The organism is Flavobacterium sp. 2755 (genome assembly GCF_031455715.1).
Taxonomy (GTDB): domain Bacteria; phylum Bacteroidota; class Bacteroidia; order Flavobacteriales; family Flavobacteriaceae; genus Flavobacterium.
On the sequence record NZ_JAVDTG010000003.1, the window covers coordinates 380,175 to 404,913 of the forward strand.

Below are 24,739 nucleotides of genomic sequence, written 5' to 3' on the forward strand. Positions count from 1 at the left end.
ACGCACTGCTGTGCGTCTCTACTAAAATTCAGATGCTAAAAAAAAACCTTAACAACTCAGAACCTTTGTAACTTTGTCACTCAAAAAAAATTAATATTCGAATGTTCCGTATTCGCTGGTAATCGTTAGTTTTTTAGCATCGGCTGCTTCTACTCTACCTACGATTTGGGCATCAACATTGAATGATTTTGAAATCTCGATAATATCCTGTGCAATGTTTTCTGGAACATAAATTTCCATACGGTGACCACAGTTGAAAACCTGATACATTTCTTTCCAGTCGGTTTTTGATTGTTCCTGAATTAACTTGAACAATGGCGGAACCGGAAATAAATTATCTTTTATAATGTGTAAATTTTGAACGAAATGTAAAATTTTAGTCTGTGCGCCTCCGCTGCAATGCACCATTCCGTGAATCTCGTTTGGAGTGTATTTATCTAAAATTTTCTTGATAATTGGTGCGTAAGTTCTTGTTGGAGAAAGTACCAATTGACCAGCATTTATTGGACTGTTTTCAACTTCATCAGTTAAATTAACCTGACCAGAATAAATTAATTCTTCGGGAACAGCAGCATCGTAACTTTCAGGATATTTTTTAGCCAGATATTTTCCGAAAACATCGTGACGGGCAGAAGTTAATCCATTACTACCCATTCCTCCGTTATATCCTTTTTCGTAAGTTGCCTGTCCAAAAGAAGCCAAACCAACAATTACGTCTCCGGCTTTAATATTAGCATTATCTACAACATCTGCACGTTTCATACGAGCCGTAACAGTTGAGTCAACAATGATTGTACGAACAACATCTCCAACATCGGCAGTTTCACCTCCAGTTGAATGAATCGTTACGCCAAAAGATTTTAGTTCGTTGATTAATTCTTCGGTTCCGTTGATAATTGCTGAAATAACATCAGCAGGAATTAAGTTTTTATTTCTTCCAATAGTAGAAGAAAGCAAAATATTATCGGTTGCGCCAACACATAATAAATCGTCAATATTCATGATTAAAGCATCCTGAGCGATTCCTTTCCAAACCGAAAGATCTCCGGTTTCTTTCCAGTACATATAGGCCAAAGATGATTTTGTACCCGCTCCGTCGGCATGCATGATTAAGCAGTAGTCGTTGTCCTGAGTTAAATAATCAGGGACAATTTTACAGAATGCCTGCGGAAATAAACCTTTGTCAATATTTTTTATAGCGTTATGTACGTCTTCTTTTGATGCCGAAACACCTCTTTGTGCATATCTTTTGCTAGAATCTGAACTCATGAAAATTAGTTTGTGTTGATGTGGTGCAAAGATAATCCCTTTTTTTAATTCTTTAGGTATTCGAGTATAGGATTCAAAAAAGTTTTGCCACGAATTACACGAATTTTCATGAATCTTTTTTTCTTAAAAAACAAAAATCATCCTTATAGGATGATTTTTGAAAAATATAATTCGTGAAAATTCGTGCAATTCGTGGCGAAAAAAAACTATTTCGTAAACAATAATTCTCTGTATTTTGTTAATGTCCAGCTTTCGTCATCCACTAATAATTCTAATTTATCACAGTGATTACGAATGTCTTCAAAATATGGTTTTACAGTATTGCAATACGCTTCGGCCATTTTTTGACCATCAGTTAACTGGTTTGCTTTTTTTCTTTCATTGGTCATAGCCAAAACTTTAGAATTGATTCCTTCAATATGACCAGAAATTTCTTTGATCAAAGTAATTTGCTCTTTTGCAATAGTTTCAAATTCTTTCCCAAAGATTTCTTTCAAACCTTTTACATTTTCAATTAATGTATTTTGGTAACGAATTGCAGTTGGAATTACGTGATTTCTCGCAATATCTCCTAAAACCCTTCCTTCGATCTGGATTTTCTTAGTATATTCTTCAAGTTCAATTTCGTAACGCGCTTCGGCTTCAACGTGATTAAAGATTCCCAATTCAGCAAATAAATCTAAAGCTTGTTTCGAAACTTTAGCTTTTATCGCTTCCGGAGTTGTTTTAAAGTTACTCAAACCTCTTTTTGCCGCTTCTTTTTCCCAAGCTTCGCTGTAACCGTCGCCTTCAAAAAGAATTTTTTTAGATTGTTTGATATATTCTCTTAAAACATTAAAAATAGCATCGTCCTTTTTCATGTCTTTTGACTCGATCAGGTTCTCTACTTCATTTTTAAAATCTATTAATTGTTTTGCTACAATAGCATTCAAAGTTGTCATTGCGTTAGAACAGTTTGAATTTGAACCTACGGCTCTAAACTCAAATTTATTTCCTGTAAAGGCAAAAGGCGAAGTTCTGTTTCGGTCTGTATTATCTAATAATACGTCTGGAATTTTACCAACAACGTTTAATTTTAAATCTGTTTTTTCTTCTGGAGATAATTTTCCGGTTGTTACACTTTCTAATTCAGATAAAACTTTTGTCAATTGTGCCCCGATAAAAACAGACATAATTGCCGGCGGCGCTTCGTTTGCACCTAATCTATGATCATTACTTGCTGTTGCAATAGAAGCTCTTAATAAAGTTTCATTATCGTTTACTGCTTTTATAGTATTGATAAAGAAAGTTAAAAACTGTAAATTACTCATTGGCGTTTTACTCGGACTTAATAAATTAACTCCGGTGTCTGTTGCCAATGACCAGTTATTATGTTTTCCTGAACCGTTTACTCCTTTAAATGGTTTTTCGTGAAATAACACTTTAAAATCATGACGTTCTGCTACTCTCTGCATTACATCCATTAATAAAGAGTTATGATCTACAGCAAGATTTGTTTCTTCAAAAATTGGTGCCAACTCAAACTGATTTGGCGCTACTTCGTTATGACGTGTTTTTACCGGAATTCCCAATAACATACATTCCTGCTCTAAATCTCTCATATAAGTAAGAGCGCGGGTTGGGATAGATCCGAAATAATGATCGTCTAACTGTTGTCCTTTTGCAGAAGTATGTCCTAATAAGGTTCTTCCAGTCATTACTAAATCTGGACGTGAATTTGCCAAAGCTTTATCGATTAGAAAATACTCCTGCTCCCATCCTAAAGTTGCCGTTACTTTTTTTACGTTTTTATCAAAGTATTTACAAACTTCTGTAGCCGCTTCGTCAATTGCAGAAAGTGCTCTTAATAAAGGAATTTTATTATCTAAAGCTTCACCTGTATACGCAATAAAAACGGTTGGGATACATAAAGTTGTTCCATATATAAAGGCTGGCGAAGTTGGGTCCCAGGCTGTATATCCTCTTGCTTCGAATGTATTTCTGATTCCGCCGTTAGGGAAACTTGATGCATCTGGTTCTTGCTGTACTAATTGCGCTCCGCCAAATTTCTCTACAGGGTCACTTCCATCATATGACGTTTCAAAAAAAGCATCATGTTTTTCTGCAGTAGTTCCTGTTAATGGCTGAAACCAGTGCGTATAATGTGTAACGCCTTTTGCCAATGCCCATTCTTTCATTCCCATGGCGATATAATCTGCCAGTTTACGTTCTATTTTCGTTCCGTGTTGAATGGCATCTCTTACTCCTTTTAAAGCATCTGAAGTTAAAAACTGCTTCATTGCTTTCTCATTAAACACATTTGATCCAAAAAGATTCGATTTCTTATCAATTTCTTCAAAGTGTACCGGCTTTCTTGTAGAAGCTTCTTGTAAAGCTTGGAAACGTAATGTTGACATGTATATAATTTTAAAAATTCGTAATAATTTTCACTAAAAAAAGAGCAACAAATATAAACAATAAAAGCCCCTTTTTTAAACTTATAATTGAGAATTTTATAAGCATAATTTTCAACGTATGAAGCCTTTTTTAAAGAATAGTGATTATGTTGTAAAGAAATATAACAAAAAAGCTCAGTATTATTCATTAAATAAACATTTTTTCATAATTCCTTAACCCTAAAATTCAAAAAGTTACCCTTATTTTTACGAATTTATTTTTTTTAAGTATTTAAAATTGCTTTTTTTAGAATATACCCCTATCAAAATTGCGCTTCTCAAAAAAATTATACTTCGCTCAACAAAATAGCCCCCTAATTTTTAGGACTAAAAAAATAAATCTATATTTGACCCAGCGAAAAAACAAAAAAAATAAATTTATATTATTATGGCTAAAATTAAGTTAGAGTACATTTGGTTAGATGGATACGAACCAACTCAAAATCTTAGAAGTAAAACTAAAGTTGAAGAACACGAAAATTTCAAAGGAACATTAGAAGAACTTGGAAATTGGTCATTTGATGGTTCGTCAACAAAACAAGCTGAAGGTGGTTCATCTGACTGTTTGTTAGTTCCTGTTGCAATTTATCCAGATCCAACTCGTATTAACGGATATTTAGTAATGTCTGAAGTTATGTACGCTGATGGAACTCCACACCCTTCTAACGGTAGAGCTACAATTGATGATGAAGATGATGATTTTTGGTTTGGTTTCGAACAAGAATATTTCATCATGGATACTAAAACTTTATTGCCATTAGGTTTCCCTGTTGGAGGTTATCCTGCTCCACAAGGTATGTACTACTGCTCTGTAGGTGGAAAAAACACTCACGGAAGAAAATTAGTAGAAGAACATGCTGATTTATGTATCGCTGCCGGAATTAACTTTGAAGGTATTAACCAAGAGGTTGCTTGCGGACAATGGGAATTCCAATTATTCGCTAAAGGTGCTAAAAAAGCCGGAGACGAAATTTGGGTTGCTCGTTACTTATTAGATCGTTTGACTGAGAAATATGGTTACTATATTGAATATCACCCAAAACCACTAGGAGATACTGACTGGAATGGTTCTGGAATGCATGCTAACTTCTCTAACGAGGTGTTAAGAACATGTGGAGACCAAGCTACTTACGAAAGAATTTGTGAAGCTTTCCGTCCTGTTACTGCTGAGCACATCGCGGTTTACGGAGCTTACAATGACCAACGTTTAACTGGTAAACACGAAACTGCTTCTATTCACGATTTCTCTTATGGAGTTTCAGACAGAGGATGTTCTATCAGAATTCCTTTAATGACTGTTCAAAAAGGATGGAAAGGTTGGTTAGAAGACAGAAGACCAGCTTCAAACGGAGATCCATACAAAATTGCTGCTAGAATTATCAAAACTGTTAAATCAGCGCTATAATTCAAAGCTTAGAATATATCCTAAAAGTGCCATCGTAATTGTTGGCACTTTTTTTTTGTCATTGCGAGGAACGAAGCAATCACACTAACAAAAAGCTACAAAGTTTGCATAACCTTGTGTAATGGCACGCAGATGACGCTGGTCTAAACAGATTTTTTTATCATTTCTAATAAACGCACAGTTTGTCATTGCGAGGAACGAAGCAACCGCACTAACAAAAGTTACAAAGAGAACCTTCTCACCTTTTACATCAAACATCTCACAAAATTGCTAAATTTTAAAAGTACCTTTCTTATAAATAATTTTTAATTTAAACTTCAAAACTTATCTTTGTAATTCATTTAAAAAAACCATCATGATAGTCTGGACTCTCTTTTTATTGGCCGTAGTTTTTATTCTTGCTTTAGATTTAGGTGTATTCAACAAAACACCACATATTATCAGCACCAAAGAAGCCAGTAAATGGACCTTGATTTGGGTTACTTTATCCTTTTTGTTTTCTGGCGTTATCTATTGGCTTTATACTACAGATTATATTGCAAATCCCGACGGTTTAAAGCCTGCAGTGGCTTCGATGAAGTTTATTACGGGTTATTTAATCGAATTATCTTTAAGTGTTGACAACATATTTGTAATTGCCATTATTTTTGCTTCTTTTAAAATTCCGCAAAAGTACCAGCACCGTGTTTTATTTTGGGGAATTTTAGGTGCGATTGTTTTTCGTGGTTTAATGATTTTCTTCGGCGTTATGCTGATTAATAAATTTACGTGGACAACATATGTTTTTGGAGCATTCTTAGTATTTACTGCTATAAAAATGTTGTTTTCAGGAGAAGATGAAGATTTCAATCCGAAAGATTCTTTTGTATACAAAACGTTAGGAAAAATTATTCCGATTACGTCTCACATGGAGCATGAGAAATTTTTCATTTTAACCGAAAAAGGAAAAAAAGCTGCTACTCCACTTTTCGTTGCTTTGATTGTAATTGAAGTTATGGACGTTTTATTTGCTGTTGACAGTGTTCCGGCAATTTTAGCCATTACTTCTGACCCGTTTTTAGTGTTTAGTTCTAATATTTTTGCCATTTTAGGTTTACGTTCTATGTATTTCTTCCTGGCAAATATGCTGGCAAAATTCAGTTTCTTAGAATATAGCTTAGTTGCTATTTTAGCATTTGTTGGTTTAAAAATGCTTTTGCACGAATGGATTCACGTTCCAGAATGGGCTTCGTTAGGATTTATTGCACTTTCACTTTTAGTTGGAATTTTGGTTTCGCTTAAATTCGGAAAAGAAAAAGAACTTACTGATTCTGATTTGTAATATCATTTCAAAACATATATTCATAAAAAAAGGAAATCTTTCGATTTCCTTTTTTTATTTTTTCAATTTGACCAAAAATTAAATCATAAGATAAATACTATATTTTAACTTTTAAAAATAAGATATTACATATTTTATAAATATATTTATATCATTATAAACCTTTAAATATTTTATCATGAGAAAATTTTATTATTATTTATTGTTCACTTTTATTATTACAGGATGTGATAATAAAGAAGAATTACCATCAAAAAGTCAATCAAGCAAAAAACCTACCCAAACTTATATCATCAATGGAGACATTGAATATATTTCTGAAATCACAGATGGCTCAAAACCAAAGAAACCAATTTTTATATATGATATACCAAATAATTTAAATAAAAATCAAACATTGAGAAATAAAACTGCTCAGAATCAAGAAAAAACTGTAATAACTTTTGATTACGGAATAGCTGGATCAACAAAAAGCGGATGTTTTATTAATAGATATAATAACGGGAATTCATATGATACCGATAATGGCGTATATGGATACAATCCTGCGCGACAAGAGAATGGATATTTAGTAAGAGGAGCAGGCCTACCACATCATAATACTTACTTACTATGGCTCACTTGTTCTTATGTGCGGTAATAGAGGCCAACAATACATTAGCAGGGGAGGACAAATTATTAACAATAATTTAAGCCGTGGATCAGCAATTTCAATTGAATACCCATTTAAAGCTAATACTACATATGAAATATCACTTCAGACTTACTTTAATGATAATATACTACTTGTCGACAAAGTAAATAGTAATGGCTTTCCGACTTTATATGCTCAATTGAAAGATTCTGGCTTAATTATAGATGGATCAGAAGCATGTGAAACTAATAATATCATTAGAATATTGGAAATGAATCCCAATAATTTAAAATCTTATACTCTTAATAATAGCATTAAAGAAGACAAAACAATTATTTTTAAATTTTCACTTACTGAAGAAAAAAAAGCTCTATTACTTGCATTAAATCCTAAAACTGGGGAAAATAATGGAGTAGGATCATCAATACCTACCAATTCTTACACTATGGTACTACCAATGATAACAATAACAGAGAAAGCTTTTGACCCATCTATTTTAGTGCCTATCCCCCCAGGTCGTCGTTAATATAAAAATTAAGAAAAAATGTTAAAACAATAAAAAAGGAAATCTTTCGATTTCCTTTTTTTTAATTAAAATTATAACTTAACTCGCTTGACACTACTATCATCAATATTATACTTTTTAATTACAGCATTATAATCTGAGTAATCTTTTTTATTAATTGATTTACTTGTTCCAATATTTTCACCAGGAACAATAACAATTCTAAAAACTTGATTTTGAGTCCAATCAGTTGACAGTGTGTTTAATGGAAAATCCGCTGCAAGCCAAATGCTCACATCATTTCTTGTAAAATCATAATTAAAATCTAATGCACCACCATCATTCATATAATATGTTTGAGGTATTAGTCTCCAAATTGAATTCCCATTATCAACGTCATATCTATGATAAACTAACACAACATCATATGGATAAATCTGTCCACCTGGGAAAGGAATCAATACAGAATATCCTGTAGGATTAAAATCTACTTCCCTCTCAAAAACTTGACCGATTAACCCATCATATCCATCCTGCCCCGGAGGCCCTTCTGGCCCTTCGCAACCCGTAAATGCAAATAACCCAACAACAGCGAATAACGTAAGTATCTTTTTCATAATATATATTTTTTTTAAGTTTATAAAAGCATTCCAAAAACCAAACCAAAAATTTTGTTAAATGGGTTTTGGAATGAAATTTTGCATTATTTTTTCGCAACAACCTGATTCTTAAACAAGATCTTGCTAAAAAATAATACATGGTAAGGTAGTGAATTTTCCCAATATTCCCAAGTATGTGCGCCCGGACGTTCGGTATAATCGTGCTCTACCTTATTATAAACTAATCGGCGGTGTAATTCTCTGTTGGGCTCAATCAGGAAATCATCTACTCCGCAGTCAATAACTAGAGGTAATTTGTTTGCTTTTATTTTATCCAGCATTCCCATAACGGCGTGCTGCGCATATAATTCAGAATTGTCACTTCTGTCTCCAAAAACAGGCTGCATTAATTTTATCACTTGCGCCGAAGATTCTCGGTTAAGCATTGTACTCATATCTACTGCCCCGCTCATACTTCCGGCAGCGCAGAATAAATCCGGGTGTCTGCCAGAAAGATATAAAGCGCCGTGTCCACCCATCGAAAGTCCCGTAATAACCCTTCCGCTTTTATTGCTGATTGTTCGGTATGTTTTGTCGACTTTTTGAATTACTTCCTGTGTAATAAAAGTTTCGAATTGGCTTCCTTTATTTACAGGACTGTCCAGATAAAAACTAAACGTTTCTCCTTCGGGCATTACAATGATTAAATTATATTGATCAGATAAACTCTGAACTAGTTTTTTATTTGGAGTATTTTTTAACCAGTCACCAAAATGTCCATACGCGCCGTGTAATAAATACATTACCGGAAACGTTGTTTTACTTTTTGCATACGAATTTGGTAAAACTACAGCCGCCTTGTAAGTCTTGTTCATGGCGATGCTTGCAATTTGTAAAGTATCTACTTTTGCTGCGTATGTCATTGACGAAACACACAGAAAAACAAAGAATACTAAAAATTTAAGGTTTTTCATTTTGATAGTTTTTTTTGATTAAAGGAGTGTAAATATACCTTTTTTCTGAACAAACTAAATGAAAAATCCGACCAGCTTTTACACTAATCGGATTATGGATTTGTTATTTTTTCTGCCACTCCCGATAGCTATCGGGATAAAAGGATTCTATGGATTATTTTCTTTGAAAAATTGGTTTGCCACGAATTGCACGAATTTTCACGAATTAAATTAATCTTATTTTTTTGTAATTCACGGCAACTAAAAAAATCATTTTAATCTGTGCAATCTGTGGCAAGAAACATATAAAGATTGGTTTGCCACGACTCGAGCGACAGCGAACAGGCGAAGCAATTACACAAATTTCCACGAATTTATTTTCAACTTGGCTTATAAACGGATTCTAAAATCTTTTTAATCCTTTTAATCGGTGGCAAAAAACATCAAACATTCTTCACAAACTAATTCGTGGAAATTTGTGTAATTCGTGGCAAAAAAATACTAACTAATAATAATCTTATGCTCGTGACGGTATTGCGATGCGCTTTTACCTGTGTATTGTTTAAATGATTTGCTAAAGTGGCTGAAATTATTAAAACCGCTTTCGTAACAAACCTCATTTATACTTATAGGTTTTTCGGCCAAAAGTTTTGAGGCGTGCACCAATCTGTATTCGTTTACAAACTCTGTAAAAGTTTTGTTGGAAATCTTTTTAAAATATCTACAGAAAGAAGGTGTTGTCATACTCACTAAATTCGAAACTTCGTCGATAGCGATAGACTGCTGAAAATTATCTTTAACAAAATTAAAAACCACATTCATACGATCGTTATCCTGAGTCTGCAGTTCCATTGCAAAACCATCTGCATTCAGCATTGTGTATTCTTCAGACGAATCTAATTCATCCAGAATACTTAAAAGCGAAAGCAGACGTTCAAACGGAAGCTGGTCTTCCATTGCTTCTATTTTTTTTCCAATATGTTTTTTAGTTTCTCCGCCAAAAGCAATTCCGCCTTTAGACTGACTTAAAACATTTTGAATCTTTCTCATTTCCGGTACTCCAAAAAAGCCATTCCCTAAAAACTCAGGTTTAATATGAATAACTGTTTCGTTTACGTTTCCCGTTTGTTCATTCGTAAAGCCGCAATGCGGCAAATTAGACCCTATCAAAATCAAACTACCATTTGTATAATAAGAAACATGGCTTCCTATTTGTCTTTTTCCTGCCCCGCCGTTAATATAAACCAACTCAATCTCTGGATGATAATGCCATAAATGAGCTTTGCTATTGGTCTTTTCGGCGTGTTTAGTGTAGGTAAAAGAACTTCCGTATGAGTTAGTTATCACTTCAAGAGCTGGGGCGATTGTCTTCATGATAATTTCTTTAAAAAATAATAGCAAATTTAACAAAAACACCTAAAATAATTTAAATTTTAACCTATAACGGTTTCGTAAATGAGGATTTTTCATTAAAATAACAAAAAGATAATCTAACAAATTATCACTAAAACGTCTTTTTTTAAACAACTCATATTTTTATTCCAGATTTTTTTAAGATATCGTATTTATTCGACCATTTTTATAGACATTCATTATTTCTGTAAGAATATTGGAAGTTTTTAAAAACGTTAACATTTAGAAAACATTGAAAAATAACAACGTAATTAACTAAAACACCTAAAATAATTCAAATTTTAACCTATAACGGTTTCGTAAATGAGAATATAGCACATAAATTGGAAAATAGAGTTGATATTATTTTCGCATAGCTGAAGTAATTTTACATCAGAGAATTAGAGATAATAATTTTAAAAAACAAATACTATGAATAAGATAAAATTAAGTTTAGTATGTGCAGTGCTTTTATCAGGAATCAGCACTTATGCGATTGATGGAAATGAGGACTTTAATCTTCATGTATTGAAAAACGGTAAAATGATCACTTTTGGTCTTAACCAAACTCAGAAAGCAAAATTAGCTATATACGATCAAGAAGGTACTTTATTCTATTCTGAAAATGCTTCTGGTAAAGACGGAATTTTAAGAACTTTCAGCTTACAAGATTTCCCTGACGGAGTTTACTTCCTGGAAGTTGAAGACAATGCAAAAAAAGTTAGATATGAAATTAATGTAAATAACGAAATCGCTACTTTATCTTCAAAAGCAATTTCATCTGTTTACAAAACAGTTTCAGACAAAAATACTAGCGTAGCAGTACGCTAAAAAACTTATACTTCTCATAAGTATAAACTAAGGTTAGATAGTTAGTAAAGTTAAAAACGTAAGTTTTAAAAACAGCTCTTTGTGGTTATTGGGCTGTTTTTTTTTGCCCTAAACTTTCGATATTAGATTTTAGATTGCAGATTTTAGAGTTTAGATTTTTTTGCACAAGTTTTGAAAAAAACTCAGAACCTTAGTATCTCAGAATCTCAGCATCTTTAAAAAAAACTTAGAAACTTAGCAACTTAGCAACTTTTTAAAAAACTTTGAAAAATAATAGCTGAATTAACTAAAACGATAAAAATAATTCAAATTTTAACCTATAACGGTTTCGTAAATGAGAATACAGCATCGAAATTGGAAAATAGAGTTGATATAAAACATATATATCTGAAGTAATTTTACATCAGAGAATTAGAGATAATAACATCAAAAAATAAATACCATGAAAAAGAATTTAAAATTGAGTTTAGTATGTGCTGTACTTTTATCAGGATTAAGTACTTATGCAATTGACGGAAACAATGCTTTTAATCTTCACGTATTAAGAGCTAACGGAAAACTAATCACTTTTGCTTTAAACCAAACTCAAAAAGCAAGTATTAGTATATATGACAAAAACAATAATTTAATTTATTCTGAAAACGCTTCTGGTAAAGACGGAATCTTAAGAACTTTTAGTTTAGAAGAATTTCCAACCGGAACTTACTTTTTAGAAATTGAAGACAACTTCAAAAAAGCAAGACACGAAATCACCGTTACAAGTGATACAACAGTTTTGTCTACAAAATCAGTTAATTAAGCAGATTTCTGCAAAAAGTATAGTGTGCCCCAAATACACTTAAAAATTTATACTCGCATACAGTATAAAAATGAGGTTAGATAGTTAGTAAAGTTAGAAAACGTAAGTTTTAGAAACAGCTCTTTGTGGTTATTGAGCTGTTTTTTTTGCTCTTTACTTTTTGATAAAACCTACTTTACAAATTCACTTCTTTAAGAGTTGGTTTATTACTAAAATGTAAGAAAAACGTAAAATCAAATATTTACAAAAACGTTGAAAAATAATAACCTAATTAACAAAAACGATATAAATAATTTAAATTTTAACCTATAACGGTTTCGTAAATGAGAATACAGCATCGAAATTGGAGAATAGAGTTGTTAAAAAAACTGGATTTCTGTAATACTTTTACATCAGAGAATTAAACTAATAATTTAAAACTAACAGTTATGAAAAAGATTTTAAAATTGAGTTTAGTATGTGCAGTACTTTTTACAGGAAGTACATATGCAATTGATGGAAATGAAGACTTTAATCTTCATGTAATAAAAGCTAACGGAAAGCTTATCACATTTGCGATCAACAAATTGCAAAAAGCTACCCTGGCAATTTATGACAAAGACGGAAATCTAATTTATTCTGAAACTGCTTCAGGTAAAGATGGAATATTAAGAACTTTTAGCTTAGAAGAGTTTCCAGAGGGAACTTACTTTTTAGAAGCTGAAGACAGTGTAAAAAAAGTGAGACACGAAATTACAATTACAGACGATACAACTGTATTATCTGCAAAAGCAGTTTCATCTGTTTATAAAACAGTTTCAGAAAAAAATACAAGCGTAGCAGTGCGCTAAAAAAGGTATACTTCTTGTGAGTATAAAAAATAAGGTTAGATAGTTAGTAAAGTTAAAAAACGCAAGTTTTAGAAACAGCTCTTTGTGGTTATTGAGCTGTTTTTTTATGTTAAATTTTTCGGTTTTTGAAAAAATTGAAAATTTTTGAAAAATTATTCTTAATAATTGTATGTGTCTGGTTTTTATAGCATTAAAAAATTTCATTTTTTTTGAAACCGCAAGCCCAGTATTTACGTACATAGCGTAGACAAAACACAGAAATAGTTTTAATTCAGCATTTTAAGTATCAAAAAATACGATTTTTTTGCGGAAAATTAAATTTGTATTTGTAGTTTTGGACGTTCCACATTTAGTAATAAAACTTTAAAAAAACATGACAAAATTTACCAAAACCGGTCTTGTTGCGGCCTTCTTTTTAGCAACACTATTTTCTTACGCCATTGATGGAAAAGGCGATTACATTTTAAACATTCAAACTGGAAACGGAAAAGTAGTTAGCTTTACTTTAGACACCTTTGAAAAATCATCTTTTTCTATCTATGACGAAAATCACAATTTACTTTATGCGGGAGATTCTGCAGCAAACAAATTAGAAGTTTCGAAAACAATAAGTTTAGAAGGTTTACCAGCCGGAACTTATGTGTTAGAAGTTAAAGCAAACGACAAAGTTGCTAAACACGAAATTAAAGTTGTTGCAAAAAAGGCAAAAACTGTTAAGTTAGACGAGTCAGTAAACGAAAGTCCTGGATTTCGTCGTTAAACCACTTTTTTTGCCCCACAAAAAAAATGAAAGCAGCTCTATAAGATGGAGCTGCTTTTTTTATGGATAATCTCTTGATCATTCAGAAGCACTTTCATTACAAACTCTTCTGTAATCGCGGGCTTTTATATTTAATTTGTTTCAGTGATAATTTTATATAATTCTTGACAATAAATAAACTTATCATTTTGCTGGTTTCTTTTATTTTCCTGCCCGGTTTCATAAACCGAAATCTGAAACCAATTTAATACCCTAATTGCCATATTCTGGGCGAAAGGATTTTTATTATCTAACTTCATAGCATTTAAATCTTGAATTTCGGATTTCCAAAACTTAAAATTAGAATTACTTTTAGCCGATTTTAATTCCTGATCAAAGCGAAACCAAAGTTTATCTAAAATTTTATTCTCTAAAACCTTCATATCCTCCATTTTTGTTATTTCATCTTTATACTCTCTAGATTTTTTGATTTCGGCAATTTTAGCTTTTAGAAAATTGTCTTCGTTTGTATTAAAAGTAGTAATTCCTTTTTCATAAGTATTTACCGAAAGAACCATTTCTTTATTCGCCTTTAAACTATCCCCTAAGCGCAAATTAGTATCATAAATTCTTTTAATAATGCTATCGTTTTTTGGTTTTATATTTTTTCTGTAGGCCTGAATTTCCAGCCAGTCAAATGCACGAACCATTTCAGATTGTTTAGGCCAAACGTGTTCTTCATGCGCAATAAAAAGTGTATTTACAATCTTTGCGTTATCCAGCCATACTTTATTTTCGATCATTTCCTGATAATTCATATCCCTGTCGCCAACCATACCCGCGTATGAGAAATTATTAGAAGGCGGTATAAACTTATCCATACCATTAAAAGAAGCGCCGCAAGCAATAACACCTTGAAAAGCACCTGTAGATATCCCAAAAAAACTAGCTAATCTTGCGCCACCCGAAAAACCTGCTATATAAAGTTGCGAAGTGTCAACAGCATAAGTTTGCAATACATGATCAAATAATCTATTGGCAATAGCGATATTGTCTTCAGTTGATCCATTTTTTAAAGTATTAGAACATACTAAAATATAATTATACGTTTCTGCAGCCAAAATAAATGGTTCAATTCCCTTTTTACCTCTTGCCGCTGGTTCAAAAATAAAAACTAATGCTAATGGAGTTTTAGCATCGTATTTTTTTGGGAAATATATTGCGTACGATTCCGTTGGAGCAGTTGCAATTTTCACCGAATCAATAATAATTCCCGTTTTTAATAATTGTTTATTTTGACTATATCCAAAAAACGTAACAAAAAGAAACAGAATATAATAGATAGCTTTTTTCATAACACTAAAATTAAAAAAACCTTTCATTTCTGAAAGGTTTCTCAATTAATATCTTTATTTCTGTTGTAGTAATTTCTCTAAATATTCAATTTTTTCTTTTTCTGACTGAAGCAAACGCTCGTAAAGCTTTTTATTTTCCTCAAAAGATTCTACTAATTTATCTAATGGATTGAAAGTGCAATGATTATTATTTCCAAAATGACTATTATGCACCGCTTCATTAAAACTATTAAAATAATTTATAGCAGCTTCGTCTGAAAAATTCTTAATTGCTTCAACTGTTACACCAAGAGCTTTTGCAACTTCGATAAGTTTATCTTCATCAATGGTTTCGCTGTTTTCTATAGCCGAAATCGCTTGTTGATTAGTTCCTAAAGCCTGCGCCAAAGCTTCCTGCTTCATATCACGAAGTTCACGAATACGGCTTATTTTTCGCCCTATATGATTTGGTTTTGTTAGTGTGCTCATAATTCAAAGATAATAATAAAGTGTCAAAATCGGTAAAATGTAAAAAACAGATTTTCTTCCGTACAATACGGCAAAAAATGATTTGCTACAGAACAATCAATTTCTTTCTTCGCCGAATCAAACAAAAGTACAATTTTTCTTATAATAATTTATAAAAGCCAAATTGTAAAGTAATTATCTAACACAAATAATATACACGCCTTATGGAAACAAATGAAATTGAAATTGTAAAAAACCTAAAAAGATTAACTGCCCTGCATTTCCGAACTCTAAAACCCGCCAATGACGAATCTAAAAACTATATCGCTCAAATTGAGGTTTTAAATTATCTTGAATTAGGCTGTGTTATTACCGATATGCTAAAATTATGCATTCTCGCACTCGATCACGATATGCATAATGTTGCAGAAAAGAAAAATCAATCTATAAATGTGAGTTTAGTTTTAGAAACTGTTTTGCAGATGTTTCCTTTGAGTGAAATGGAGTTTTTGAGTTGTATTGGGGAGGTTTGTTAGTGGAAATTTTAAACCGTGACAGAAAGTCACGGTTTAAAAATCTGCTAATATTTTCTTCTTATAGCTGACTATAAATATTTTTTTCTAAAAAAATTCTGCTGAGGAAATAGAAATTTATTCCAGTAATTTTAAATAACACTAAGAATAAAGTCAAAAATACTTTCGACCGTCAGTTCTCTTATAATATTTCTTTCTGTTTTTTCGACATTATTTTGTTTTGCAATATCGCCAACTCTTTTTATATCGTTTTGATCTATAATTTTACTAAGTATATTCATTTTGTTTTTATGATAAACAGCAATGTATATTTGACCAACTTCTTTATCTAGTTTATAACCATTCGTTGATTCAGAAGCAACACCAGTTACTGCAACAAAAATATCAGCGCTTGGGTAAATTTTTGTAAGCCCATAGGTCATTTCTATCGTTGTTTCAATTGACTCTGCTGTATTAAAATCTATTATTCTGGGATCAACATTTAAAATACTAGTTTTTAATTCACGACTGTAAGTAACAATACTTCCTTTTAAAATGTCTGAAGCTCCAGATATTGAAGCAATTGTACTTGCAAGTAAACCTGCTGTTATGCTCTCTGCGCAAACTATAGTAAGTCTTTTTTCTTTAAGCTTTTGACTAAAAATTTCAACTGTATTGGTTATCATTATTAATTATTTATATATTGGTAATTTCTTGTTTTTCAGTGTAAAATTTATGAATACATCCGAGTCCTTCTCGAACAATTATACAATCTGACTTATAATTATCTTTATTATAAGGACATTCATCAACTTTTATATGTGAAACAAAATGAAATTGAAGTCGATTTTCTAAATGATCATTTTCCTTATCAAAATTTTCATCTTTAAACCTTTTATTTAATAAATCAAAATGTTTTGTTTTATCTAAGGGTAGTTGACCAGTATAGAACAATGAAATAACAATTATTTTATCAACTTTAACAAAAAAATCTCGCGTTTTATCTCCATCTCTTTCTTTATGAATAAGTTTTCTAATCGTTCTGCCATCATGAACTACGTCAGTTATAATTAAAATCGTTTTGTATTCACCATCATTTTCAAAATTAAGTTGCTTTTCATATTCTGAATGATCATCATATCTATAAGAATAGGGTAAAAAAGTATAATCTTTATTTTTTATTACTGAAGCTCTTGTCGCTAACATATTGCCTTCTATTCCTAAACCAATAATAAAATCAAATTCTAATTTATTTTTATCAATAATATTTACTATAAATTTCTTAGCATTCAACAAGTCTTCCTTATGATTCAATAACTTAGAAATATCAATCCAATTATGAGCTCTTGATGTTTCACTCCAATGAAAATGTCCTGAATGAAACAAACTTTTGGTTTTAATTATATCCAATAGACTTCTATGATCCTGATCTTTTATATCAAAAGGAATATAACTTAAAGGAGTAGTTGTGAACTCTACTTCTTCTGGTTCTAGTTTACATTTTTCAACTAATGTTGGTACAAGATCTTCAAAATGTAATTCGCTTTGCTCGTATGGAGATTTTAATTTAATTGACTTTATTTGTCCTACTTTTTTACTAATATCCCAAATCCCAAAATCTGGTTCATCAACCGCATTAAATTTACTGACTGAAAAAAAATTATTTTCTATCTTTAATTCTCCTTTATCTTTATCACTAATAATTGTATGCAAATTAAAATTTGGTGCTGGAACTTTCATTCCAAATGAGCCTATACTTATATTAGGTATATCATATTCGTTTTTTGAAGTCGGAGTGTGTTCATTACCATATATGTAGCACTTTACATTATTTAATTCGAAAATTCTTTTTATATCAAAAAGATTATTTTTATCCCATTGTCCATGAGTTTCTTCTTTATAAAATGGTAAAAAATTATGATGAAATACAACTATTTTATTATGATCAATAAAGCTTTCTTCTAATAATTTAAGCTCTCCTTCCAATTTACTTTTTTCAATATATCCAAAATTACTTTTTGCACCAATATGAAAATTTGAATTCAAACCTATATATAAAATCTTTTCATCTTCAATAACTAATATATCTGTTATTGCCTTTTCTGCATTAAAAAATTTTGAGCCCTCAAAAAAAGAATCATAGAATTTTTGAAATTTTTGAAATTTTTGAATATTATAATCATAAACTTTTTTATCTCTTTCTTGCAACTTCCTAGCAGCTTCCTTAGCGTCATCTCTATTTACATCATGATCTCCTGGTATAATTAAAACGTTTTTCTTCTTAATCCCAAGTCGATTTAACATAAGATTCAAAATTCTTTCTAATTCAGTGAATTCATCATCTTGGGCACGATCTGTCAAATCTCCCGAAATTATTAAAAAAAAGTATGTTTCTTCGGGTATATTTTCTTCTAAGACAAAATCGCAAAATGAATTAATATACCGATCATTACTTTCCAGATTTTCTGTAACTAACCAAGAATTAAATTTACTTTGTCTAACTCCATCTTCGTCATAACAGCTCATGACATGCAAATCTGATATGTGTATAATCGCTTTTTTCATATGTTAGTTCAATAAAGTCTTAATTTCAAAATCAATTCCTTGATTATTTTCTTTTGTAATGCTAAAAACAGATATAGTCTTCACCTTCTTCTCTAGTTCTAATAGATGTTTGTCTTCTAATGTATTGATCCTAACAACTGAAACACTTCCATATACCTTTCCACCCAAAAAGGTAATTAAATTCTTTGCTATTTTAACTTCTGTACCCAAACAAACCACATCAGAAACAATTATATACTTTTTATTTTCTTCAATCTTACTATTTAAAGAACTGTACATCGTATTTACTGGTCCTAAATGATCTAAAATGATAACATCCAATTTTAAAAGGCTTGACAGTATTGATGAAATGAAAGAACTGTTTAAGTTCTGACAAATTAATATTGGTAATTCTTCATTATCAATACTAATATTATCAAGCCAAAGCTTCTTAATTTTTATTGACAATTGGTACAGGGAAAAAATAAAAAAATTCTTTCTTCTCGAAATCATCTTTTTTATGTTAATATACTTCGGGAGATAAACTGATGAAGATTGGTGAAATTCATTAATATTCTTTTCAGTGAATTCTTGAGTCAAATTCTTAAATTCTTCTTGAAATATCTCATCTTCAAAAATATACTCATATTGAATAGATTTTTTTTCAAAATAAAACATTTCATAACCTGAATTATCTGAATTTCTTTTATTAAATATATTACCAGAAATTAATTCAATTTGCAATTGATTATAAACAACATCCTTCAAATTTAAAAGTAAAATAATTTTACATTTTTTAGATAAACTCATTAGAATTGTGTCTAAATTTTTATAAGCATTATCAATTCTTATAAAATCTAAATAGACAGCTTTTTCGGAAATATCATTAATTAAGAGAATATCTTCATCGATCCTAGATAATGCACTGCCAAATATTTCAGATACCTCAATTCCAATATCTCCATCATAAAACGTTGAAGATATTGTTTGTTCTGCGTGGAGATTAAAATATACATAACCTTCTCTAACTATTCTTGAAATTATCATAACTATCTATGGTTAGGTATTTCTACTTCAATATGAACCCCTCTAAATCTAACTTCATAAAGACGAATTGATGAATATCTTACATCTTCTTGATGTTTATTTATAATTGACTTAGCCAGTTCAATAAACTTATTTTTAGCTTTTAATGATAATTGATTCAATAATTTCCGGAAAGTCGAATTATCAATCTGTTCAAATAAAAAACTTTTATGAACATTCATAATTTCAATTCTTAATAAATACAAATCATTTAGTTCTTCAAACATTCTGGCAGACACAATAATTTGAGCATTTTGATTATGAAGACGAAAATAACCATCGCAATTTAACACAACATTACACATTAAATCAAATAACCCTTTCCTATCCTTTAATAATGAATAAAACATAGTTTCAAAAATTGAGAATAAAGAATTTTGGATTTTATCAGAAATTTTTAGATCTATTTCATTTTGAAGTTTTTTAAACAAATCAAATTTTGAATAAAAAAAATTAATATCCTCAGTTTCTTTTATTAATAAAGAATCATATAAACCAATACCATTATCTGAAATTGAGAAACTAGTCTTTTCAATATTAGCAAACATCAAGGCATATGCATCTGAGCTAGAATGCAATACTCCATTAGTTATCAATTCAGCTAAAATTTCAATATACTCAAAAGTTAATTCTTTTGATTTTGAAGCGAGTTGAAGTAGTAATGCAAAATGTTCTTTAACTTTATATGTAAAATATTCTACTAAAAAATCTCTTTTTCTCTCTAATGGCAACTCGTTTATCTTTTGGTTTAAATTATCATCTAGTAATGAATAACATCTAATCTTATGTTCTGGTCTTTGAGTTTTGTTTATAAAGTCCCCCAAGTATCTTCTATCATAATTAAAAATATTTTTTCCTTTAGCATAAAGTGGATTAACATTATTACCAATAATATGGAAGAAATCTGCTTTATCTAAGAATGTTAAAACATTATTTGTAGACGAATTATTTGACAAAAGTAAGTTTAGAGGTTGCCCATGAAATTTTTTTAGCTGCTCTGCTAAACTTAAAAATAAAGGAATAGAAATGGGATCAATATAGTAGAACCCAAAAACTGCATCACTATCATTTTCTCCAATTAAACTAAACTGGATTATAGATTCTGAGTTTTTACCATATAATCTTGCAACTTTAGGTAAGAATTCTGTATAAAAATAAAAAGGGGTAAATGATTTTCCATTTTCTAAAATTGATATAATATTACTCATAATTTTTTCTTATTTCTCATTCATCTTATTTCTATAGTTATACAAATAAAATATAATATAATTACTTTAGAACTCAAACATACAATTAATATTAAAATACATCTGAGTTTTATATTGAAGTAATAATTTGATCTCAAATTAATGAAATATTTCAACTAATATTTTACGGTTTTCCACATTTACAATTAAAAATTAATAGTAAACAAAAAAACCTCCCAAAATCTGAGAGGTTCTTTCATATCATTAAAAATAAAAAATCTACATATTCCTTCTATACTGCCCGCCCACTTCAAACAACGCCGAAGTAATCTGACCCAAAGAACAAACCTTTGTAGCTTCCATTAAATGATCGAATAAATTTTCGTTTTTAATAGCCGCTTGCTGTAAATTATTTAAATGCTTATTAACTTTTGCTTCGTGAAATTGATGCAAGTTATCCAGCATCGTAATTTGATATTGTTTTTCTTCTTCTGTTGCACGAATAACTTCTGCCGGAATTACCGTTGGTGAACCTTTTGAACTCAGGAAAGTATTTACACCCACAATTGGGAAATCGCCATTGTGTTTTAAAGTTTCGTAATACAAACTTTCTTCCTGAATTTTAGATCTTTGGTACATTGTTTCCATTGCGCCAAGAACTCCGCCACGTTCTGTAATTCTGTCGAATTCTTGTAGAACCGCAGCTTCAACTAAATCAGTTAATTCTTCGATGATGAAGGAACCTTGAATTGGGTTTTCGTTTTTCGCTAAACCTAATTCTTTATTAATAATCAACTGAATTGCCATGGCACGACGTACAGATTCTTCTGTAGGCGTTGTAATCGCTTCGTCGTAAGCATTAGTGTGCAACGAATTACAGTTATCATAAATAGCATATAAAGCTTGTAAAGTCGTTCTAATATCATTAAAATCAATTTCCTGTGCGTGTAACGAACGTCCCGAAGTTTGAATATGATATTTCAACATTTGTGCTCTTTCGTTGGCTCCGTATTTGTTTTTCATGGCTTTTGCCCAAATTTTACGCGCCACACGACCAATAACCGAATATTCTGGATCAACTCCGTTTGAGAAGAAGAACGATAAATTTGGTCCAAAATCGTTGATGCTCATTCCGCGGCTCAAATAATATTCCACGTAAGTGAAACCATTTGAAAGCGTAAAGGCCAATTGCGTAATTGGGTTCGCTCCCGCTTCAGCAATATGATATCCTGAAATCGAAACCGAATAGAAATTACGAACGTTTTTAGTAATAAAATATTCTTGAACGTCGCCCATTAATCGCAAGGCAAATTCTGTTGAGAAAATACATGTATTCTGCGCCTGATCTTCTTTTAAAATATCGGCCTGAACCGTTCCACGAACTTGTGATAACGTTTTTACTTTTATTTCATTATAAACTTCCAAAGGCAAAACCTGATCTCCGGTAACGCCTAAAAGCATTAATCCTAAACCATTGTTTCCTTCTGGTAAATCGCCTTGATATTTTGGTCTTTCAATACCTTTTCCAGCATATATTTTGTTGATTTTTGCTTCAACTTCTTTTTCTAATTCATTGGCTTTAATGTACAATTCGCATTGCTGATCGATTGCCGCATTCATAAAAAAGCCTAAAAGCATTGGCGCAGGCCCATTTATAGTCATACTTACAGATGTTAAAGCATGAACCAAATCGAAACCTGAATAGAGTTTTTTTGCATCATCTAAACAGCAAATTGAAACTCCGGCATTTCCAATTTTCCCGTAAATATCCGGACGTAAATCTGGATCGTTTCCGTATAAAGTAACGCTGTCAAAAGCAGTCGAAAGTCGTTTTGCCGGCAATCCCGCACTTACATAATGAAAACGTTTATTGGTTCTTTCTGGTCCGCCCTCGCCCGCAAACATTCTCGACGGATCTTCGCCTTCACGTTTAAACGGATATAATCCCGAAGCAAAAGGAAATTCTCCAGGAACATTTTCCTGTAAATTCCAACGCAGGATATCGCCCCAGGCTTCATATTTAGGTAAAGCAATTTTCGGGATTTGTAAATGGGATAAACTTTCAGAATGCGTTGCAATCTTGATTTCTTTATCACGAACTTTAAATGAGTAAACTGGATTTTTATACTTCGCTACTTTTTCATCCCAATTCAGGATAATTTCCCAATTGTACGGATCTAAATCCATTTTTACTTTATCAAATTGATTCAGTAAAAGGTTTAAAAAGATTCTGTTTTCGTCGTGTGCTTGCGCTGCGCTTGGTAAAACAGTCGAATCATCGATTCCTGCTTTATTGATTTGCGGCACTTTTCCAGAAACCGATTCTATGGTTTTGAAAATTCCGTATAATTTCTGTGCCACTTTTTGCTGCGAAAGTGCGATTTCATCATAAGATCTGTTATTCTCTGCAATTTCAGATAAATAACGCGTTCTGTGTGGCGGAATCACAAAGATTTTCTCGCTCATTTCTTTAGTGATTTCAAAAGTCGATTTCAATTCAGAATTCGTTTTTTCGACCACTTTGTCCATAATCGCTTTGTAAAGCGTGTTCATTCCAGGATCGTTAAACTGCGAAGCAATTGTTCCGAAAACTGGCATTTCATCAGGATTTTTATCCCATAAATTATGGTTGCGCTGATATTGTTTTTTTACATCGCGCAAAGCGTCAAGCGCTCCCCTTTTATCAAACTTGTTTAAAGCCACTAAATCGGCAAAATCAAGCATGTCGATTTTTTCCAATTGTGTTGCCGCTCCAAATTCTGGTGTCATTACATATAAGGATACATCAGAATGATCCATAATCTCGGTATCAGATTGTCCAATTCCAGAAGTTTCCAGAATAATCAAATCGTATTTCGCCGCTTTCAAAACCTGAATCGCTTCGGCAACATATTTAGACAAAGCCAAATTCGACTGACGAGTCGCCAGCGAACGCATATAAACACGAGGATTATTAATGGCATTCATACGGATTCTATCTCCTAAAAGTGCTCCTCCGGTTTTTCTCTTAGAAGGATCGACAGAAATTAATCCGATTGTTTTTTCAGGAAAATCAATTAAAAAACGACGAACTAATTCATCAACCAAAGAAGATTTTCCGGCACCGCCCGTTCCTGTAATTCCCAAAACCGGAATTATAGAATTGGTATTGCTTTCGTGAATTTTATCAAAAACTGGTTTTGCAATTTCCGGAAAATTCTCGGCTGCAGAAATTAAACGTGCAATTGCCGTGGGAACTTTATTTTCGATATGATCGATTTCTCCGTTTAATTTATCTCCAATAGGAAAATCAGACTGCTGTACCAAATCATTAATCATTCCCTGAAGCCCTAACGAACGGCCATCATCTGGCGCGTAAATTCGGGTAATTCCATATTCATGTAATTCAGAAATTTCGCTTGGCAGGATCACTCCGCCTCCGCCGCCAAAAATTTTGATGTGCCCCGCTCCTTTTTCATGAAGCAAGTCATACATATATTTAAAGTATTCATTGTGCCCGCCTTGGTAAGATGTCATCGCAATTGCATTGGCATCTTCCTGGATTGCTGTATTCACCACTTCCTCTACACTTCTGTCATGTCCAAGGTGAATTACCTCAACTCCTGTTGACTGAATTATACGGCGCATGATATTAATTGCTGCATCATGGCCGTCAAAAAGCGAAGCAGCGGTTACAATTCTTACTTTATTTTTAGGAATATATGGTATTTGTTGTTCCATTTTATGAATATGATAATTTAAAGGGAGCAATTTACAAAATATTTTAATATTTGATGATGATCAAACCTTTATGTTTTTAAAAAATATATCGATTTCGTTAATAACTAGGGTAACAAATATGCTAACCTGCTGATTTATACTATATAAACCTACAACATGGCAATCTTGCAAAATCT

General features: G+C 31.6%; 21 protein-coding genes. 9 read left to right on the forward strand and 12 right to left on the reverse strand.

What is annotated here, in order from left to right; translation table 11 throughout:
* Positions 1 to 90: 90 nt before the first annotated feature.
* On the reverse strand, positions 91 to 1,269 hold the full coding sequence (locus J2Y38_RS08970; RefSeq protein WP_309841400.1) for an AIR synthase related protein: 1,179 nt from the start codon (positions 1,267 to 1,269) through the stop codon (positions 91 to 93).
* 206 nt (positions 1,270 to 1,475) lie between these two features.
* Positions 1,476 to 3,665 (reverse strand): glutamine synthetase III, encoded by a 2,190-nt coding sequence (locus tag J2Y38_RS08975; protein ID WP_053474106.1) that lies wholly within the window; start codon positions 3,663 to 3,665, stop codon positions 1,476 to 1,478.
* A 427-nt stretch (positions 3,666 to 4,092) separates the two neighbouring features.
* On the opposite strand from J2Y38_RS08975, the gene J2Y38_RS08980 reads away from it, so the two are divergent.
* From J2Y38_RS08980 to J2Y38_RS08995, 4 genes are all read left to right on the forward strand, one after another.
* Positions 4,093 to 5,109 carry a glutamine synthetase beta-grasp domain-containing protein gene (locus tag J2Y38_RS08980; RefSeq protein WP_053474107.1) on the forward strand — a complete coding sequence of 339 codons (1,017 nt, stop codon included), beginning with the start codon at positions 4,093 to 4,095 and terminating at the stop codon, positions 5,107 to 5,109.
* Between the two features lie 355 nt (positions 5,110 to 5,464).
* Positions 5,465 to 6,430, forward strand: coding sequence for a TerC family protein (locus J2Y38_RS08985; RefSeq protein WP_180861745.1), 966 nt, complete (start codon positions 5,465 to 5,467; stop codon positions 6,428 to 6,430).
* A 178-nt stretch (positions 6,431 to 6,608) separates the two neighbouring features.
* A complete protein-coding gene (locus J2Y38_RS08990) occupies positions 6,609 to 7,070 on the forward strand; it encodes a hypothetical protein (RefSeq protein WP_309841404.1) in 462 nt (153 codons plus the stop codon).
* Entirely contained in the window at positions 7,060 to 7,590 is a 531-nt protein-coding gene (locus J2Y38_RS08995) for a hypothetical protein (protein ID WP_309841407.1), read from the forward strand. The genes J2Y38_RS08990 and J2Y38_RS08995 overlap by 11 nt, the downstream gene beginning before the upstream one ends.
* A gap of 71 nt (positions 7,591 to 7,661) precedes the next feature.
* Here the strand turns inward: J2Y38_RS08995 and J2Y38_RS09000 are convergent, their stop codons facing one another.
* The 3 genes from J2Y38_RS09000 to J2Y38_RS09010 form a co-directional block, all read right to left on the reverse strand.
* Positions 7,662 to 8,186: a hypothetical protein gene (locus tag J2Y38_RS09000; RefSeq protein ID WP_309841409.1), complete on the reverse strand. Its 525-nt coding sequence runs from the start codon at positions 8,184 to 8,186 to the stop codon at positions 7,662 to 7,664.
* A gap of 86 nt (positions 8,187 to 8,272) precedes the next feature.
* On the reverse strand, positions 8,273 to 9,142 hold the full coding sequence (locus tag J2Y38_RS09005; RefSeq protein ID WP_309841412.1) for an alpha/beta hydrolase-fold protein: 870 nt from the start codon (positions 9,140 to 9,142) through the stop codon (positions 8,273 to 8,275).
* A 480-nt stretch (positions 9,143 to 9,622) separates the two neighbouring features.
* Positions 9,623 to 10,495 carry an AraC family transcriptional regulator gene (locus tag J2Y38_RS09010; RefSeq protein WP_053474112.1) on the reverse strand — a complete coding sequence of 291 codons (873 nt, stop codon included), beginning with the start codon at positions 10,493 to 10,495 and terminating at the stop codon, positions 9,623 to 9,625.
* Between the two features lie 450 nt (positions 10,496 to 10,945).
* On the opposite strand from J2Y38_RS09010, the gene J2Y38_RS09015 reads away from it, so the two are divergent.
* From J2Y38_RS09015 to J2Y38_RS09030, 4 genes are all read left to right on the forward strand, one after another.
* The gene (locus tag J2Y38_RS09015; protein WP_309841416.1) at positions 10,946 to 11,344 is read left to right on the forward strand and encodes a T9SS type A sorting domain-containing protein; all 399 of its coding nucleotides are present in this window, start codon (positions 10,946 to 10,948) and stop codon (positions 11,342 to 11,344) included.
* Positions 11,345 to 11,786: 442 nt separating this feature from the next.
* Entirely contained in the window at positions 11,787 to 12,143 is a 357-nt protein-coding gene (locus J2Y38_RS09020; protein WP_309841418.1) for a DUF3244 domain-containing protein, read from the forward strand.
* A gap of 428 nt (positions 12,144 to 12,571) precedes the next feature.
* Positions 12,572 to 12,973, forward strand: a complete 402-nt coding sequence (locus tag J2Y38_RS09025) for a secretion protein (protein WP_309841420.1) — start codon at positions 12,572 to 12,574, stop codon at positions 12,971 to 12,973.
* Between the two features lie 373 nt (positions 12,974 to 13,346).
* On the forward strand, positions 13,347 to 13,733 hold the full coding sequence (locus J2Y38_RS09030) for a secretion protein (RefSeq protein WP_309841422.1): 387 nt from the start codon (positions 13,347 to 13,349) through the stop codon (positions 13,731 to 13,733).
* Positions 13,734 to 13,864: 131 nt separating this feature from the next.
* Here J2Y38_RS09030 and J2Y38_RS09035 read toward each other — a convergent pair whose 3' ends face one another.
* Both J2Y38_RS09035 and J2Y38_RS09040 read right to left on the reverse strand, forming a co-directional pair.
* Complete coding sequence (locus J2Y38_RS09035) at positions 13,865 to 15,067, reverse strand: hypothetical protein (RefSeq protein ID WP_309841425.1); 1,203 nt, start codon at positions 15,065 to 15,067, stop codon at positions 13,865 to 13,867.
* A gap of 54 nt (positions 15,068 to 15,121) precedes the next feature.
* Positions 15,122 to 15,535 (reverse strand): helix-turn-helix transcriptional regulator, encoded by a 414-nt coding sequence (locus tag J2Y38_RS09040; RefSeq protein WP_309841426.1) that lies wholly within the window; start codon positions 15,533 to 15,535, stop codon positions 15,122 to 15,124.
* Positions 15,536 to 15,738: 203 nt separating this feature from the next.
* Between J2Y38_RS09040 and J2Y38_RS09045 the strand changes: the two genes are divergently transcribed.
* Positions 15,739 to 16,050 (forward strand): hypothetical protein, encoded by a 312-nt coding sequence (locus J2Y38_RS09045; RefSeq protein ID WP_309841428.1) that lies wholly within the window; start codon positions 15,739 to 15,741, stop codon positions 16,048 to 16,050.
* Positions 16,051 to 16,178: 128 nt separating this feature from the next.
* On the opposite strand, the gene J2Y38_RS09050 is transcribed toward J2Y38_RS09045, so the two are convergent.
* The 5 genes from J2Y38_RS09050 to J2Y38_RS09070 form a co-directional block, all read right to left on the reverse strand.
* Positions 16,179 to 16,712, reverse strand: a complete 534-nt coding sequence (locus tag J2Y38_RS09050) for a CinA family protein (protein WP_309841430.1) — start codon at positions 16,710 to 16,712, stop codon at positions 16,179 to 16,181.
* Positions 16,713 to 16,722: 10 nt separating this feature from the next.
* A complete protein-coding gene (locus tag J2Y38_RS09055) occupies positions 16,723 to 18,591 on the reverse strand; it encodes a metallophosphoesterase (protein ID WP_309841432.1) in 1,869 nt (622 codons plus the stop codon).
* Positions 18,592 to 18,594: 3 nt separating this feature from the next.
* A complete protein-coding gene (locus J2Y38_RS09060) occupies positions 18,595 to 19,617 on the reverse strand; it encodes a hypothetical protein (protein WP_309841435.1) in 1,023 nt (340 codons plus the stop codon).
* Positions 19,618 to 19,619: 2 nt separating this feature from the next.
* Positions 19,620 to 20,864: a hypothetical protein gene (locus J2Y38_RS09065; protein ID WP_309841438.1), complete on the reverse strand. Its 1,245-nt coding sequence runs from the start codon at positions 20,862 to 20,864 to the stop codon at positions 19,620 to 19,622.
* A gap of 258 nt (positions 20,865 to 21,122) precedes the next feature.
* Positions 21,123 to 24,563 (reverse strand): methylmalonyl-CoA mutase family protein, encoded by a 3,441-nt coding sequence (locus tag J2Y38_RS09070; protein ID WP_309841441.1) that lies wholly within the window; start codon positions 24,561 to 24,563, stop codon positions 21,123 to 21,125.
* Between the last annotated feature and the right edge of the window lie 176 nt (positions 24,564 to 24,739).

Excerpts from the sequence above, each read along its gene's own strand:
- J2Y38_RS08970 (WP_309841400.1), bottom strand. The coding sequence starts at position 1,269 with ATGAGTTCAGATTCTAGCAAAAGATATGCACAAAGAGGTGTTTCGGCA.
- J2Y38_RS08975 (WP_053474106.1), bottom strand. The coding sequence starts at position 3,665 with ATGTCAACATTACGTTTCCAAGCTTTACAAGAAGCTTCTACAAGAAAG.
- J2Y38_RS08980 (WP_053474107.1), top strand. The coding sequence starts at position 4,093 with ATGGCTAAAATTAAGTTAGAGTACATTTGGTTAGATGGATACGAACCA.
- J2Y38_RS08985 (WP_180861745.1), top strand. The coding sequence starts at position 5,465 with ATGATAGTCTGGACTCTCTTTTTATTGGCCGTAGTTTTTATTCTTGCT.
- J2Y38_RS08990 (WP_309841404.1), top strand. The coding sequence starts at position 6,609 with ATGAGAAAATTTTATTATTATTTATTGTTCACTTTTATTATTACAGGA.
- J2Y38_RS08995 (WP_309841407.1), top strand. The coding sequence starts at position 7,060 with ATGTGCGGTAATAGAGGCCAACAATACATTAGCAGGGGAGGACAAATT.
- J2Y38_RS09000 (WP_309841409.1), bottom strand. The coding sequence starts at position 8,186 with ATGAAAAAGATACTTACGTTATTCGCTGTTGTTGGGTTATTTGCATTT.
- J2Y38_RS09005 (WP_309841412.1), bottom strand. The coding sequence starts at position 9,142 with ATGAAAAACCTTAAATTTTTAGTATTCTTTGTTTTTCTGTGTGTTTCG.
- J2Y38_RS09010 (WP_053474112.1), bottom strand. The coding sequence starts at position 10,495 with ATGAAGACAATCGCCCCAGCTCTTGAAGTGATAACTAACTCATACGGA.
- J2Y38_RS09015 (WP_309841416.1), top strand. The coding sequence starts at position 10,946 with ATGAATAAGATAAAATTAAGTTTAGTATGTGCAGTGCTTTTATCAGGA.
- J2Y38_RS09020 (WP_309841418.1), top strand. The coding sequence starts at position 11,787 with ATGAAAAAGAATTTAAAATTGAGTTTAGTATGTGCTGTACTTTTATCA.
- J2Y38_RS09025 (WP_309841420.1), top strand. The coding sequence starts at position 12,572 with ATGAAAAAGATTTTAAAATTGAGTTTAGTATGTGCAGTACTTTTTACA.
- J2Y38_RS09030 (WP_309841422.1), top strand. The coding sequence starts at position 13,347 with ATGACAAAATTTACCAAAACCGGTCTTGTTGCGGCCTTCTTTTTAGCA.
- J2Y38_RS09035 (WP_309841425.1), bottom strand. The coding sequence starts at position 15,067 with ATGAAAAAAGCTATCTATTATATTCTGTTTCTTTTTGTTACGTTTTTT.
- J2Y38_RS09040 (WP_309841426.1), bottom strand. The coding sequence starts at position 15,535 with ATGAGCACACTAACAAAACCAAATCATATAGGGCGAAAAATAAGCCGT.
- J2Y38_RS09045 (WP_309841428.1), top strand. The coding sequence starts at position 15,739 with ATGGAAACAAATGAAATTGAAATTGTAAAAAACCTAAAAAGATTAACT.
- J2Y38_RS09050 (WP_309841430.1), bottom strand. The coding sequence starts at position 16,712 with ATGATAACCAATACAGTTGAAATTTTTAGTCAAAAGCTTAAAGAAAAA.
- J2Y38_RS09055 (WP_309841432.1), bottom strand. The coding sequence starts at position 18,591 with ATGAAAAAAGCGATTATACACATATCAGATTTGCATGTCATGAGCTGT.
- J2Y38_RS09060 (WP_309841435.1), bottom strand. The coding sequence starts at position 19,617 with ATGATAATTTCAAGAATAGTTAGAGAAGGTTATGTATATTTTAATCTC.
- J2Y38_RS09065 (WP_309841438.1), bottom strand. The coding sequence starts at position 20,864 with ATGAGTAATATTATATCAATTTTAGAAAATGGAAAATCATTTACCCCT.
- J2Y38_RS09070 (WP_309841441.1), bottom strand. The coding sequence starts at position 24,563 with ATGGAACAACAAATACCATATATTCCTAAAAATAAAGTAAGAATTGTA.